Annotated in this window: 12 protein-coding genes; 3 read left to right on the forward strand and 9 right to left on the reverse strand. The window is 39.4% G+C overall.

Annotated elements, in window-relative coordinates; translation table 11 throughout:
• Positions 1-124: 124 nt before the first annotated feature.
• The 3 genes from lpcA to pmbA all read right to left on the reverse strand — a co-directional run bounded on the left by lpcA (position 125) and on the right by pmbA (position 2,876).
• Positions 125-709, reverse strand: coding sequence for a D-sedoheptulose 7-phosphate isomerase (gene lpcA / locus K7G93_RS05860; RefSeq protein ID WP_224045584.1), 585 nt, complete (start codon positions 707-709; stop codon positions 125-127).
• Between the two features lie 37 nt (positions 710-746).
• Positions 747-1,286, reverse strand: coding sequence for a hypoxanthine phosphoribosyltransferase (gene hpt / locus K7G93_RS05865; RefSeq protein ID WP_049216200.1), 540 nt, complete (start codon positions 1,284-1,286; stop codon positions 747-749).
• 234 nt (positions 1,287-1,520) lie between these two features.
• Complete coding sequence (gene pmbA, locus K7G93_RS05870) at positions 1,521-2,876, reverse strand: metalloprotease PmbA (protein ID WP_226690644.1); 1,356 nt, start codon at positions 2,874-2,876, stop codon at positions 1,521-1,523.
• A 93-nt stretch (positions 2,877-2,969) separates the two neighbouring features.
• Between pmbA and yjgA the strand changes: the two genes are divergently transcribed.
• The gene (gene yjgA, locus K7G93_RS05875; RefSeq protein WP_115323002.1) at positions 2,970-3,515 is read left to right on the forward strand and encodes a ribosome biogenesis factor YjgA; all 546 of its coding nucleotides are present in this window, start codon (positions 2,970-2,972) and stop codon (positions 3,513-3,515) included.
• Positions 3,516-3,579: 64 nt separating this feature from the next.
• On the opposite strand, the gene hflC is transcribed toward yjgA, so the two are convergent.
• From hflC to thrA, 6 genes are all read right to left on the reverse strand, one after another.
• A complete protein-coding gene (gene hflC / locus K7G93_RS05880) occupies positions 3,580-4,467 on the reverse strand; it encodes a protease modulator HflC (RefSeq protein ID WP_191134469.1) in 888 nt (295 codons plus the stop codon).
• Complete coding sequence (gene hflK, locus K7G93_RS05885) at positions 4,467-5,711, reverse strand: FtsH protease activity modulator HflK (RefSeq protein ID WP_160531330.1); 1,245 nt, start codon at positions 5,709-5,711, stop codon at positions 4,467-4,469. The genes hflC and hflK overlap by 1 nt, the downstream gene beginning before the upstream one ends.
• A gap of 209 nt (positions 5,712-5,920) precedes the next feature.
• Entirely contained in the window at positions 5,921-6,658 is a 738-nt protein-coding gene (locus tag K7G93_RS05890) for a 4'-phosphopantetheinyl transferase family protein (RefSeq protein ID WP_226690738.1), read from the reverse strand.
• A 119-nt stretch (positions 6,659-6,777) separates the two neighbouring features.
• Positions 6,778-8,052, reverse strand: coding sequence for a threonine synthase (gene thrC / locus K7G93_RS05895; protein ID WP_226690737.1), 1,275 nt, complete (start codon positions 8,050-8,052; stop codon positions 6,778-6,780).
• A gap of 32 nt (positions 8,053-8,084) precedes the next feature.
• On the reverse strand, positions 8,085-9,029 hold the full coding sequence (thrB, locus tag K7G93_RS05900) for a homoserine kinase (RefSeq protein ID WP_226690736.1): 945 nt from the start codon (positions 9,027-9,029) through the stop codon (positions 8,085-8,087).
• A 24-nt stretch (positions 9,030-9,053) separates the two neighbouring features.
• Positions 9,054-11,501, reverse strand: coding sequence for a bifunctional aspartate kinase/homoserine dehydrogenase I (gene thrA / locus K7G93_RS05905; RefSeq protein WP_226690735.1), 2,448 nt, complete (start codon positions 11,499-11,501; stop codon positions 9,054-9,056).
• Positions 11,502-11,860: 359 nt separating this feature from the next.
• Between thrA and K7G93_RS05910 the strand changes: the two genes are divergently transcribed.
• Both K7G93_RS05910 and metH read left to right on the forward strand, forming a co-directional pair.
• On the forward strand, positions 11,861-12,562 hold the full coding sequence (locus K7G93_RS05910; RefSeq protein ID WP_226690734.1) for a YggS family pyridoxal phosphate-dependent enzyme: 702 nt from the start codon (positions 11,861-11,863) through the stop codon (positions 12,560-12,562).
• A gap of 103 nt (positions 12,563-12,665) precedes the next feature.
• Complete coding sequence (gene metH, locus K7G93_RS05915) at positions 12,666-16,364, forward strand: methionine synthase (protein ID WP_226690733.1); 3,699 nt, start codon at positions 12,666-12,668, stop codon at positions 16,362-16,364.
• The last annotated feature ends 88 nt before the right edge of the window (positions 16,365-16,452 follow it).

The following is a 16,452-nucleotide window of genomic DNA, read 5'->3' on the forward strand; positions in this document are numbered from 1 at the left end:
TGCAAATAAAATTTGTATAAAAATTTATCATGAATAAAAAAATCCTCAACCATACTTATGATTGAGGAACGTTTTATATAAAAAGTAAAAAATTGACCACACTTTTATGTTGTCGAAGCAAAAACTATTTCTCTTTTGCCATCTCAAATTCAATTAACATCATTAAAATATGGATAACTTTAATATGAATTTCTTGGATTCTATCTGCATAACCAAAATGAGGAACTCTAATTTCAACATCAGCCAAGCCCGCCATTTTTCCGCCATCTTTACCTGTTAATGCAATCACTTTCATGCCTTTCTCTTTTGCCGCTTGGATAGCATTTAAAATATTTTTTGAGTTGCCAGATGTAGATAGCCCAAATAATACATCACCTTTTTGACCCACTGCTTCAACATAACGTGAAAAAACATAGTCATAACCAAAATCGTTACTCACACAGCTTAAATGACTCACATCTGAAATAGCAATAGCAGGATAACCGGGGCGGTTTTCTCGATAACGTCCTGTTAGCTCTTCAGCAAAATGCATCGCATCACAATGTGACCCACCATTACCACAAGATAACACTTTTCCACCTTGCTTAAAGCTATCCGAAATTAACAACGCCGCTTGCTGAATTAATTTCATGTTAGTTTCATCATTTATAAACCTATCCAAAACTGCTGCCGCTTCATTTAACTCTGCTTTAATTTGCTCAAAATACATAAGTTCTCCTTTTTAAATTTAATTTTCAAAAATCATTTTATTCTTCTAAAACAACATGACCAATGTAACCTAAATTACGATAACGTTGTGCATAATCAATACCATAACCTACCACAAACTCATCGGGAATAGTAAAGCCAACCCACTCCACAGGAACCTCAACTTCACGACGAGATGGTTTATCAAGTAGAGTACAAATGGTAAGAGAAGCTGGATCGCGTAATTTCAAGATCTCACGTACTTTTTGTAAGGTATAGCCTGTATCAATAATATCTTCAACAATCAAGACATGTTCATCTCGAATATCACCATCTAAATCTTTACTGATTTTTACATCATGGTTAGTTGTCATTCCACTGCCATAGCTTGAAGTTGTCATAAATTCAATTTCAACTGGTAAGTTAATTTCACGGACTAAATCCGCCATAAACATAAATGAACCACGTAAAAGTCCAACAACGATCAATTTATCTACTGCTTTTTGTTGGTAATACTGCGTAATTTCACGACCAAGTTCTTGAATACGTGCGCGAACTTTCTCTTCTGAGATTAAAATACCAACATGATGTTTTTTCATTTTGTTTTACCTTATATAGGAATTGTAAAAATGCATTCTACAAAAAAAAGGCTGAAGTTTAAACCTTCAGCCCACAAATACCCTAACGAATTTACTTTCTACTCTACCTGTTTGGAGTATGACCCTAACTGAAAACGACCTACTCTATCATTTCCAACCGAATCTCTAACAGATGTGTGTATCTTAGCAAATAATTCACTATTGTCAATAGGAATCATTCTCATTTTTAAAAAATTAATCCCCTGATATTTTCAAACTTTCTACCAAAATTGATCCCGTTTGAATATTAGATCGATGCTCAATATCATCAGAGACAGCAATCAGATTACCTAACATTTCTTTCAATTGCCCTGCAATTGTAATTTCAGCCACAGGATATTGAATCTCACCATTTTCAATCCAAAAACCTGCTGCACCACGTGAATAGTCACCTGTCACTAAATTTACTCCCTGTCCCATTAGTTCAGTGACAAGTAACCCCGTTCCCATTTGACGTAATAATGCTTGTAGTCCGCCCGTTACATTGGGTTTCACTAGCCAATTATGGATACCACCAGCATGTCCTGTGCTTTGCATACCTAGTTTTTTACCACTATAACTGGTTAAAAGATAAGTTTGTAGAATCCCTTTTTCAATAATTTCACGACTCTGAGTACGTACCCCTTCACTATCAAAAGGAGATGAGGCTAATTGCCCAATTAAATGTGGACGCTCACTGATCTGAAACCAATCGGGTAAGACTTGTTTGCCTAAATGATCTAATAAAAAACTGGCTTTACGATATAAACTTCCCCCACTAATTGCAGCAGCTAAATGACTAATTAAACCTGTTGCTACATCATTTATAAAGATAACGGGTACTTGTTGTGTAGCTAACTTCTGAGGTTGTAGGCGTGCTAACACTTTCTGTGCACAATTTTGTCCGACCCAATTAGCACTTTCTAAGTGGTTTATATTACGTGAAATAGTATATTCATAATCACGTTCTAATTGTTCTTCAGCACTAGCAATAACAGAACAAGAGAGGGAATAACGGCTTGATAAATAACTTTGCAACATACCATGGCTGTTACCATATACACGTATGCCACTATGTGAGTTAAATGCCGCACCTTCACTATTAACAATACGCTTATCATATTCTAAAGCGGCTTGTTCTGTTGTTAAAGCTAACTCTACCGCACGATCAACATCCATGTCTGCAGCATGGTATAAGTCTAGATTTGGTGCATTAAATGCCATTAATTCATGCTCAGCTAAACCTGCGCATTCATCAGGTGAAGTATGTTTAGCAATTGCTAATGCAGCCTCTACAGCATTTTTAATTGCATCATGGCTTAAATCAGAAGTAGAAGCATTACCTTTTTGATGCCCTAAATAGACAGAAATACCTAATGCCCCATCATTATTAAACTCAACATTTTCAATCTCTTGTAAGCGTGTTGACACAGATAAACCACTGACTTTAGTCACTGCCACTTCGGCCGTTGCGCCAGCTTTTTGTGCAATTTCGACCGCATAGCTCACAGCCTCCCTCAATTCTTGCTCTTGTTGCTGTAAAAGTGCGGTTGCTTTCTCAGTATTTTTCATATTGATTCCTTCAAACAAATTTATGGCATTTTATCCTATTTTAGATTTTCATGCTAAAATGTTAGCTTATTTTTGTAAGAGAAAGGAAATAAAATGGCAAAGCGCGGTAAAAAGAACATTGATTGGGATAACACGGATTGGGACTCTGAAGAACAAGAAGAAATTATTTGGGTGAGCAAAAGTGAAATTAAGCGTGATGCCGAAGCATTAAAAAAACTAGGCGAAAAGCTAGTCAATTTAAACAAAGCAAAATTAGATAAAATTCCGCTCGAAGAGAAGCTATTAGAAGCAATCGAATTAGCACAGCGTTTACAAAAAGAAGCAAAGCGTCGCCAACTACAATATATTGGTAAATTGTTGCGTAACATCGACGTTGAGCCTATCCAAGAAGCATTAGACAAACTCGAAAACAAACATAATCAACAGCAAGCAATGTTGCATAAGCTCGAGACATTACGTGATACATTAATTGAAAATGATAATGAGTTTACACAATTTTTAGACCAACACCCTGAAGCAGATCGCCAACATTTACATCATTTAATCCGTTCTGCACAAAAAGAAAGAGCACAAAATAAACCACCCAAAGCATATCGTGAAATTTTTCAATATTTGAAAGAATTAATGTTGGAAGAATAAAAAATCTTCTCAAAAACAAAAGGCGTTAGTTTTAAAACTAACGCCTTTTTTATTGACACAATAATTATTTAGTTGGTGCCTTCATGAAACGGAAAAATTCACTATCAGGCTTTAAAATCATCATATTTTCTGAATTTGCAAAGCTACTTTCATAAGCTTTTAAACTTCTCAAGAAACTATAAAATTGTGGATCTTGTGAAAAGGCATCAGAAAATACTTTAGCTGCGGTTGCATCACCTGCACCGCGTAACTCCTGTGCAGTTCTATTAGCATTCGCCAAAATGAGCGTCACTTTACGATCAACATCTGCTTGAATAAAAGCGGCTTTCTCACGACCTTGTGAACGATGTTCACGCGCTACTGCATCACGCTCTGCACGCATACGCTGATAAATAGATGATGATACTTCATCTGGCAAGTTAATTTGTTTCACACGCACATCAACCACTTCGATACCTAACTCAGCCGTACTATCCGCTCCTGTATTCAGTGCTTTACGAGCACCTTCCATTAATTCACCACGCGTACCAGAGACAATATCTTTAATGGTACGTGAACCAATTTCAGAACGTAGACGGTCATTGACTTTACGGCGTAATAAATTGGAGGCTTGTGCATAATCACCACCACCCGTTGCGGTATAAAAACGACCAAAATCGCTAATACGCCATTTAACGTAAGAATCAACTAATAAGTCTTTTTTCTCTACCGTTACAAAGCGATCTGCTTGACCATCAAGAGTACGAATACGTGCATCTAGAATTTTTATGGAATCAATAAATGGAATTTTAAAATGTAAACCAGGGTTATACACAACAACTTTATTATCTGCATCACGGTGTACTTTACTAAAACGAAGCATAATGCCACGAGTTCCTTCTGATACAATGACAATACTAGAATACAAAATTGCCGCAATAATCAGGATAACTGGAGTTAAAAATTTACGCATTAGTTAAATCTCCCTTGGCGAGTATTCTCTTGTCTTGTTGACGGAACTGAATGTGAAGGCATAGCAGGTTGTGTTTCAATACGCATCACAGGACGGTTTTGTTCTAGATTCTCTTGACCTGCTTTTGCTTTCATTGAAGTTTGCCCTTTTAAAATTTGTTCCAGAGGCAACACTGTCAAATTATTACCACTGTTTGCATCGAGCATCACTTTAGGCGTATTTGCCATCACTTTTTCCATCGTTTGAATATACAAGCGCTCACGCAGTAATTCTGGCGCAGCTTTAAACTCAGGTAATAAGCGCTCAAAACGTTCTACTTCCCCCTTTGCATCGAGCACCACACGATCTTTGTAAGCGGTTGCTTCTTCTAAAATACGTTGTGCATCACCACGAGCAATTGGCTCACGTTCACGTGCATAGGCTTCTGCTTCACGAATATAACGTTGCTCATCTTCTTGTGCTTTGATAGCATCATCAAATGCATCTTTTACTTCTTCTGGCGGACGAGCAGATTGGAAGTTAACATCAACAACCTCAAGCCCCATATCATAAGACTCAATAATGGTATTCAAAGTTTTCCAAGTGTTTTCACGTACTACTGAACGACCTGTGGTTAAAATATCATCCATGGACATATGACCAATCACATAGCGTAAGGCACTATCCGTTGCTTGGTTCAAACTATCGTCAGCGTTAGTCACACTAAATAAATATTTCGCAGGATCATGTACACGGTATTGTACTGTCATTTCGACTTTCACCATGTTTTCATCTTGTGTAAGCATCGCCCCTTGGGTTCTTAATTCTTTCACTTGCTCCACATTAACAGGGATCACACGATCAATAAAGGTTGGTTTCCAGTTTAAACCAGGTTGTACAATGGAATGTAACTCGCCAAAACGCATTACAACACCACGTTCCGCTTCTTTTACTGTATAAAAACCACTTCCACCCCAAACCAGTGCAGCAACAACTGCAGCGACAGGTAATAACTTCCCTAGATTAAGTGAAGGAGACTGACTTGAATTATTACGTTTCCCACCATTACCAGTACCACCCAGTTTTTTCAGAAGATTATTAAACATCTCCTCAATATCTGGTGGCGACTGTTCTTGATTATTTTGTTTGCCACGTGAATTATCGTTCCAATTGGATTGCCCATTCTCATTATCAGGACGATGATTTTCTGGCTTTTTCTGTCCTGGCTTACCCCAAGGATCTTGATCTGAACCGTTCAATGACATTACGTTCTCCATTTGTCAAAAAATTGTTACTTGCTTAAACAAATTTTCACAGTCTAAACAAAATATGTGATTAAGTCTAACGAAACTCGCTAGTATATGGGGATATTTTTTACAATTTAAAGTACAACTAAAAAGTGAATCGTAAAACAGTCTATTCATTTATATATTTGAAAATAGATTCCTGTACGGAAAAGCTTAACAACTCAACCTTAAATCTCATCTTCATGACTTTTATTAACCCAATAATGGTGTGTTTTAGGTAATAATCTTCTCACTAATTGCTGCCCATCCCACATAAAATAACAAAAATCGGTTTGTTGAGTATGATTAACGAAAAAAGCTAAATAAAAAGGCAATTCTTGACTAAAAATTAGCTGACCCGATGGACAATAATCACAACTAATATGGTGTAATATAGGGTCATGATTTACCTCGGATAGTTTCACAATGCCCACTCCTTGTGATTTCAATACCGCCTCACGTAAACACCAACTTAAGTAAAAAGCGGCTTCTTTATCTTGCTGTTGCTGAAACCATACTTGCTCTCGCGGAGGGGAAAAATGTGCTAATAACGCTGCAAAATCCCTTTGTTTGTTTGGATATTCAATATCAATTCCTACCGCACTTTTCCCTTGAGATGTGATCTGTAAAATAACTGCCACCCAATCACCAGAATGACTAATATTGAAATCAATGTCATCAACAGGTAACTGTGGGCGGCCACTTTCAGTATAGTCAATGTACTTTAAAAGTGCGGTCGGTTTTTGCGAAATTTTAAGTAATTTCCATAGTAAAAAATGTGCGACCCAACGACAGCGATGACGTGTTTTTACGCGTTGATTATGGCTTTTTAATGGTTGGCGAAGCTTCTCACTTAACAATTCAGAAGGAATAGTCTCTAGAGGATAGGATTGGTTGATGTTAGCGTAAGCAATAAACGTGCTCATTTAAAATCTCTTTTCCGTCTTCTTTCATTCAGCATCATTTGAACTAGCTTACGAGGTAATAAGTATCCATCACTGAAGACAACATTTCCCCTCTTTGATAAAAAGAGGGGAAATCACTTTTATTTCAATAAATACGCTCTCAATGCAGCAAAATCATTTTCCATTACATCGGATAATAATGGCAATTTTGCATGTTTTGCTAACGCTTCAGGTAAATCTAATTCAAGTTGTAAAATACGTTCTACACTTTCTTTAAATTTTGCAGGATGTGCAGTACAAAGGAATAGTCCTGTTTCTCCAGACTGGAGATCCTGTTTCAATACTCGATATGCTACTGCACCATGTGGCTCACACAAATAACCTTTCTCGTGCATTTGTTGTAAAGTCTGCTCTGTCTCATTATCGTTTACGGCATCAGAATGCAAGTCAGATAATGCCCAACCATTACGTTTAAATAATTCTTCTACGCGAGGCCAATTATTTGGACGACTTACATCCATTGCATTAGACAAAGTTGCTACAGTATCATTTGGTTGCCAATCACCACTACGTAAATAACGCGGTACAGTATCATTCACATTCGTTGAAGCCACAAAACGTTTGATTGGGAGCCCTAATGATTTTGCAATTAATCCTGCTGTTAAATTACCAAAGTTACCACTTGGTACTGAAACCACAACATTATCACGCACTTCTTTTGGCAATTGTGCTAACGCTTCAAAATAGTAACAGACTTGTGCTAACAAACGACTAATATTAATTGAATTAGCTGAATTTAAACCTATCGCTTGACGCAATTCAACATCATCAAAGGCTTGTTTTACTAAAGCTTGGCAATCATCAAAATCACCTTGAATGGCTACAGTACGAATATTACCACCTAATGTACAAAATAATTTCTCTTGTAGCGGGCTGATTTTGCCTTGTGGATATAAAATCACTACATCAATATTTTCTAGCCCATAAAATGCATGAGCAACGGCAGCTCCCGTATCCCCCGAAGTGGCCGTTAAAATTGTAATTTTTCCATCACCACGTACTGTTGCTAAGGCTTGTGCCATAAAACGGCCGCCAAAATCTTTAAACGCTAATGTTGGTCCATGAAATAATTCTAAGGCATACACCCCATCTTCAACTTTCACTACAGGAGCAGGAAAAGTAAACGCATTTTGTACCATGTGTGCCAATTGTTGTTCAGTGATTTCTGTGCCAATTAATGCACCAAGAATTTTTTGACTACGTTCCACTAATGGCAATGCTAATAATGCTTCAATATCATCAAAGTGCGGTATATTCTCGGGAAAAAATAACCCCTGATTTTTGCCAAGACCTTGACGTACAGCTTGTGCAAAGTTTACTTGTTCTTCTGGGTGTTTGATGTTGTATAAATTCATATAACTTTCCGTTTTCTCAATTAACCTAATGCTTAACCTAGTGCTCTTGCACCCTCGTTATCGACTTTACAAATATGCACAAAGCCTTCGTTGTTTTGTAAATAATGCTGTTCTAAATAGGTCGATAATTTCATAGCTGTCGTTAAATCAGACGCAATAGCAAATATTGTTGGTCCAGATCCTGAAATACCTGTTGCTAATGCACCTAGATCTCGGGTAGCTTGTTTTACCTCAGCAAAATGCGGTAATAATGCTTCACGATAAGGTTCCGCAATGACATCTTTCATCATTAATGCTGCAAGCTGTGCTTGTTTAGTATGGCAAGCATGCACAAAACTTCCTAAATGGCGCGCTTGTGCGATCACATCTTGACGTGTATAACTCTTTGGTAAAATAGCACGTGCTTCTGCAGTCGACACCTCAATTCCAGGATACGCTAACACCCAATACCAATCATCAAAAAATGGTAGTCTCTGACAAATATTTCCTAAAGACTGCACCATTAACTGCACACCACCTAAATAGCAAGGGGCGACATTATCATAATGAATTGATCCCGAAATACGCCCTTCTAGCTCACCCATCATTTCTAACAGTTCCATCTTAGAGAAAGGCTCATGATGAAATTGGTTTAACGCAACTAATGCTGCCACAATTGAACAAGCACTCGAACCAAGACCAGACCCAATTGGCATATTTTTTTCGAGCGTTAACCGCAATGGGCGAACTGAAACACCACGCAATTTTAAACGTTCACTGAATAAAACATAAGCTTGGTAGACAATATTTTTTTGTGGTTCTTTGGGTAATTTACGTACAAAATAACCCGCACTTTCTAGCTCAAATCCAGCAGTGATTGCCTCAACCTGCACCACATCACCTAATAATGAACCATCAATAGGAGACACCGCCGCACCCAAGGTATCAAATCCCACACTTAAATTTGCACTTGATGCAGGTGCATAAATTCTAAGCATATTTTTTCCCATGTATTTATCCAATTAAGATTGTAGTGTTCTTAAAATATCAGCAAAAATACCCGCCGCTGTGACTGCATTACCCGCACCATAGCCGCGTAAGAGTAATGGCGCTGGTTGATAATAACGTGTATAGAAAGCCAAGGCATTTTCCCCATTTTTTACTTTAAATAATGGGTCATCTGCATCCACTTCTACAATAGAAACTTTACATTTACCGTTTTCAATTTGTCCAACATAACGTAAGACTTTACCTACTGATTTAGCTTTTTCAACTCGTGCAGCAAATTCACTATCTAATTCAGGTAACATCGCCATAAACTCAGCCGTAGTTTTTCCTTCTGCAAAACCAGCTGGTAAAACACTTTCTACTTCGACATCCGTTAACTCTAGCTGTAACCCCGTTTCACGAGCCAAAATAAGGAGCTTACGTGCCACATCTTGCCCCGATAAATCTTCTCTTGGATCTGGCTCAGTGAAACCTTTCTCCCTGGCAAGTGCCGTCGCTGCGGATAACGAAAGCCCATTTTCTAACTCACCAAAAATAAACGACAATGATCCCGATAAAATACCGTTAAACTTTATTACTTCATCACCTGCCGCTAATAAGTTCTGCAAATTTTCAATCACAGGTAAACCCGCACCGACGTTAGTATCATATAAGAACTTTCGTTGATTACTCCGCGCATTCTCACGTAATGCATTATAATAGGCTAATTCACGAGTATTGGCCTTTTTATTTGGTGTCACAACATGAAATCCCTCGCTTAAAGCTCTGGCATATAACCCCGATACAGATTCTGCCGAAGTACAGTCAACGAAGACAGGATTAACAACATGATGTAATTTAATAAATGAAAGCAATACATCAAAATCAGAGGGCTGAGTTGCATTCTCCAATTCAGCCTGCCAGTTTTCTAAACATAATCCATCCGCTTTCAGCAACATTTTATTTGAATTAGCAATCGCACAAACTCGAACTTCTATATCTTTTTTTGCTAAATACTCTTTTTGATTTTTAATTTGTTCGATTAATTCACTACCAACGCCACCAACACCAACTAAAAAGACATCCACTACTTTCTTATTATTAAATAAGGCTTGATGTGTCACTTTCACTGCTTCAATCGCTTTGTTTAACGAAACAACTGCAGAGATTGAGCGCTCGGAGGACCCTTGAGCGATTGCCACAATACTGATATTAGCTTGAGCAAGTGCAGAGAAGAAACGTGCAGCAATCCCCTTCGCTTGTTTCATTCCATCACCCACAACTGAAATAATAGAGAGATCTTTAATCACATCAACTGGCTCAAGTGCATTTGCTTTCAACTCTTGCTCAAATTCTTTTTCTAACGCCTGTTTTGCAACTTCTACCGATTTGGCTGGTACACAAAAACTGATACTGTATTCAGAAGAAGATTGGGTAATTAAAATAACCGACACACCAGCATTTGACATTGCAGAGAAAACACGCGCAGCCATGCCCACCATCCCTTGCATACCTGGACCAGAAACATTAAACATAGCCACATTATCTAAATTGGTAATCCCTTTGACTTGTAGCTGCTCAGATTTCACATTGCCATCAATGATTGAGCCAGGCGCAGTTGGGTTACCTGTATTTTTAATTAAACAAGGGATATTACTTTGTACTAAAGGACCAATCGTACGCGGATGAATCACTTTTGCACCAAAATAAGACAATTCCATCGCTTCACGATAAGATAAACTTGGTAATAAACGCGCATCAGGGACTAAACGAGGATCACAAGTAAACACCCCATCTACATCAGTCCAAATCTCACAAGCACTCGCGCCTAAACATGCGGCTAAACAGGCTGCCGAATAATCAGAACCATTACGACCTAATAAAACTAATTCGCCCTTTTCATTACCCGCGGTAAACCCAGCCATTAAAACCACATTTTTGGTTGGAATAGATTTTGCATCTACACGTTTAGTCGATTCTTCAATATCAACGGAAGACTCTAAATAACTGCCATGCGCTAATAATTTCTCCACAGGATTGATGAGAGTAACTTCATAACCGCGTGCTTCAAACCATGCCTTCATCATCGCAATGGATAATTTTTCACCACGACAATCAATAGTCGCTTTCACCGCATCTGAAACAAAGCCTTGTTGACGAATGTCGTCCAAAGCGGCTTTAATCTGTGCAAACTCTTCATCAATGAGGGCCTTCATCCCTACAAGATCAAATTTATTATTTTCTGCGTGTAATCCATGAATAATGCGATAAAAAATCTCTAAGGCTTCATCAAAATGCGTATCGGTAGGTTGGTTTAAACTGGCTTTTTCAGAAAGGGCAACAAGATGGTTGGTAATTTTAGCAGGTGCAGATAAAACCCCTGCGGCTTGTTCTTCAAAATGTGCTTTTTCAATAAGTTGTGCTGCCTGAGAAAAACGTTCTGGATTGGCTAAGGAAGTGCCTCCGAATTTTAATACACGCATAATCAAATCTCCTAGATGTTGTGAATTTTAAAATATTATAAAAATTTGATAAAAAAACCCGCACTTTTTACTGAGTACGGGTTTTGTCGAATTCGATCTTTTTGCTACGCACTAACCCGCACTATTCATCATAATAATAGTGGTGGTCATCATAATCATCGTTACTGAAGTGCGTTTATTCATCATCTTAGTTAAAAATAAAAAAGAATGTGTAAGAAATACCTAAATTTACTGGGGTTGTCAAACGGAAAATGCAAAAATATTATAAATTTTTAAAATCCAACAAGTTCTTGTAATATAGCTAATATTTTTTCATTCAATGACAATCGCAAACGATTTCCGCATAGGATACTCTCTGTATGACAATCCAACAAAATATTACGCAAATTCAAACTCAAATAAATCACTATTTAACCCAAGCTAATCGCCCACAAAGTGCGGTCAAATTATTAGCTGTTTCGAAAACAAAAACTGTCGAAGATATCTATCAAGCCTATCAAGCGGGTCAAACCGCATTTGGCGAGAATTACGTACAAGAAGGTATTGATAAAATCGCTTATTTTCAACAGCAAAATATCGAGTTGGAATGGCATTTTATTGGTCCATTACAATCGAATAAAACACGTTTAGTCGCAGAACACTTTGACTGGATGCAAACACTCGATCGTATAAAAATCGCTGATCGGCTAAATGAACAACGTCCTTATTACAAAGCACCATTAAATGTCTTAATTCAAATTAATATTAGCGATGAAAACAGCAAATCAGGTATTGTACCAAACGACATGCTGGTGTTAGCAAAACACGTCCAAAACTTACCGCACTTACGCTTACGAGGTTTAATGGCAATTCCAGCACCAACAGATGATCTTCAACAACAAGAACAGGCCTTTAATGCAATGAAAAGTTTATTTATAGCGTTACAACAAGCACTACCAGAGGCTCAAATTGACACGCTTTCGATGGGCATGACCGATGATATGGCTAGCGCAATTAAGTGTGGTTCGACAATGGTGCGAATTGGTACTGCTATTTTTGGTGCTCGCGAATACCACAAATAACCTTATTTTGGTTTCATCTCATTCTGATATAAAACAAAAGATAAAATTTGACAGTGTTATAGTGGCTTTTTATTATTCATTTCATTGATAAAACTCTCAAAAAATGGACACTATACTTTTGAAAAATCAAACACAACAACTTAAAGATCTGCTCGCACAACGAATCCTCATTCTAGACGGTGCGATGGGGACGATGATCCAAAAATATAAACTCACCGAGGCAGATTTTCGTGGCGAGCGTTTTAAAAATAGCCTAATTGATTTGCGTGGCAATAACGATTTATTAACTCTAACCCAACCGTTGTTGATTAAAGCCATTCACGAGAAATATTTGGCGGCTGGTGCAGATATTATTGAAACCAATACTTTCAGTTCAACCACCATTGCCCAAGCCGATTATGAATTACAAGCGATAGCTTATGAGCTCAATTTTACAGGGGCGAAATTGGCTCGTTTGGCGGCAGATAAATACAGCACCCCAGAAAAGCCTCGTTTTGTGGCAGGGATTTTAGGCCCAACCAACCGCACAGCGTCTATTTCACCGAATGTAAACGATCCTAGTTTTCGTAATGTTACTTTTATGGAATTGGTCGATGCCTATGCGGAAGCGACTCGTGGCTTGATCGAAGGTGGCTCTGATCTGATTATGATCGAAACCATTTTCGATACCTTAAACGCTAAAGCAGCTGCCTTTGCGATTGACCAAGTGTTTGAAGAATTGGGCGTGATTTTGCCAATTATGATTTCAGGCACGATCACTGATGCCTCTGGGCGAACCCTTTCGGGACAAACCACCGAAGCCTTCTACAATTCTCTACGCCACGTTAAACCACTTACTTTCGGCTTGAACTGTGCCTTAGGCCCGAAAGAGCTTCGTCAATATGTAGAAGCCATGTCGAAAATCAGCGAAACCTATGTGTCTGTTCACCCTAACGCAGGCTTGCCAAATGCCTTTGGTGGCTATGATTTAGGTGCGGAAGAAATGGCGGCTCATTTAAAAGAATGGGCGGAACAAGGTTTTGTGAACATTGTCGGCGGTTGCTGTGGGACAACGCCTGAACATATCAAAGCCTTTAGCGAAGCAATGGAAGGCATCAAGCCCCGTCAGCTCCCTGAAATTAAAACCGCTATGCGTTTATCTGGGCTTGAGCCATTAACCGTTGATGAAGATAGCCTATTCGTCAATGTGGGCGAACGCAATAACGTAACGGGTTCGGCTAAATTTAAAAAGCTAATTAAAGAAGAAAAATTTGCCGAAGCCATTGAAATTGCCATTCAGCAGGTGGAAAACGGGGCACAGGTCATCGATGTCAATATGGACGAAGCCTTGCTCGATTCGGAAAAATGTATGGTGCGTTTCCTAAACATTATGGCAACCGAACCTGATGCAGCAAAAGTGCCAGTGATGATCGATTCGTCTAAATGGGAAGTGATTGAAGCAGGCTTGCAAGTGGTGCAAGGCAAGGCAATCGTGAACTCGATTTCTTTAAAGGAAGGTGAGGAGAAATTTATTCAGCAAGCCAAGCTGGTTCGCCGTTATGGTGCGGCTGTGGTGGTGATGGCGTTTGATGAAGTGGGGCAAGCGGATACAGAAGATCGTAAAGTAGATATCTGTACCAGAGCCTACCGCATTTTAGTGGATCAAGTGGGATTTCCGCCTGAAGATATTATTTTTGACCCAAATATTTTCGCTATCGGCACAGGGATTGAAGAACACAACAACTACGGTGTGGATTTCATCAATGCGGTAGGGCGAATTAAACAGAGCCTACCGCACGCCAAAATTTCGGGCGGTGTGTCTAACGTCTCTTTCTCATTCCGAGGCAATAATGTGATGCGTGAAGCCATTCACGCCGTTTTCCTTTATCACGCCATTAAGCAAGGCATGGATATGGGAATCGTCAATGCGGGGCAGTTGGCGATTTATGATGATCTCGATCCTGAAATGCGTAACATCATTGAAGACGCGGTGCTAAACCGTCATCCAGATGCAACTGAACAACTGATTGAACTTGCAGAAAAATACCGAAATTCGACTGCTCATCAGGAAGATAACAGCGTCGCCGAGTGGCGAACTTGGAGCGTAGAAGAACGCTTGAAACACGCTTTAGTCAAAGGGATTACCAATCATATTATTGAAGACACCGAAGAAGCTCGCTTGAAATTTAGCTCGCCATTAGAAGTAATCGAAGGTCCATTAATGGACGGTATGGACGTGGTGGGCGAGCTATTTGGCGATGGCAAAATGTTTCTACCGCAAGTGGTAAAATCCGCTCGTGTGATGAAGCAATCGGTGGCTTACTTAGAGCCATTTATCAATGCGACCAAACAGAAAGGCTCATCGGCAGGTAAAGTAGTGATTGCCACGGTGAAAGGCGATGTTCACGATATCGGTAAAAATATCGTCAGCGTTGTATTGCAATGTAACAACTTTGAGGTGATTGACTTAGGCGTAATGGTACCAGCGGATAAAATCATTCAAACAGCGATTGATGAAAAAGCGGATATTATCGGCTTAAGCGGATTAATCACCCCATCCCTCGATGAAATGGAATATTTCTTAGGCGAAATGACCCGTTTAGGCTTAAATCTGCCGGTGATGATTGGCGGAGCGACTACGTCAAAAGAACATACAGCGATTAAACTCTATCCAAAATATAAGCACGAAGTGGTTTATACCACCAACGCTTCTCGTGCGGTAACGGTTTGTGCAGCCTTGATGAACCCAGACACCAAAGCGGAATTGTGGGAACGAATGAAAAAGGAATATGAACAAATTCAGCACGTCTTTGCCAACAAAAAAGCTCCACGCAAACAGTTGCCGATTGAAGAGGCTCGAGCCAACCGCTTTGATGCTTTTGCGGGCGAATGGGCGGATTATAAAGTGCCACAGCCAAAACAAACGGGCATTATCGAATATAAAAACGTGCCGATTGCCACTTTACGCAAATTTATCGACTGGTCGCCATTCTTTATGTTATGGGGCTTGATGGGCGGCTACCCTGATGCCTTTGATTATCCTGAAGGTGGTGAAGAAGCTCGCCGAGTATGGAATGATGCCCAAAAAGTGTTAGACGAATTAGAGCAAAACGGCAAACTCAACCCAAGTGGCGTAATGGGGATTTTCCCAGCTTGTCGAGCGGGCGATGATATTGAAATTTTTGCAAATTCCGACCGCACTTCGCCAATGGGCAAAGTCTATAACTTACGCCAACAAACCGAACGGGGCAAAAACAGCAAAAGCCCATACAACCTTTGCTTGAGCGACTTTATCGCCGATAAAGAGAGCGGGCAGCAAGACTGGTTCGGTATGTTCGCCGTTTGTGCAGGGATTGAAGAACATGACTTAGTGGAAGGCTATAAAGCCGCAGGGGACGACTACAACGCCATCTTACTGCAAGCGGTCGGCGACCGTTTAGCCGAAGCCATGGCGGAATATCTTCACTTTGAGCTTCGCACTAAAATTTGGGGCTATTCAGATGAAACCATGGATAACGACCGTTTAATTCGTGAAGAATACATCGGCATCCGCCCCGCCCCCGGCTACCCAAGCTGCCCAGAACACACTGAAAAACAGATCATCTGGGATTTATTGGAAGTGGAACAACGCATCGGCATGAAACTCACCGAAAGCTACGCCATGTGGCCCGCCGCCTCCGTCTGCGGCTGGTACTTCTCCCACCCAGCGAGCAATTACTTCACTCTTGGTCGAATTGACGAAGATCAAGCGGTGGATTATGCGAGAAGGAAGGGGTGGGATGAGAAGATGATGTTGAAATGGTTGAGTGTGGCGATGAAGTAGAAAATAAAATCTTATTTAAGAAATTATTATTAAGGATATTATATGTGTAAGTTAGTTGATTATCTGAAATCTAATGAAATTGATACAA

Origin of the sequence: Pasteurella canis (assembly GCF_020810675.1) — a bacterium.
GTDB classification, from domain to species: domain Bacteria; phylum Pseudomonadota; class Gammaproteobacteria; order Enterobacterales; family Pasteurellaceae; genus Pasteurella; species Pasteurella canis.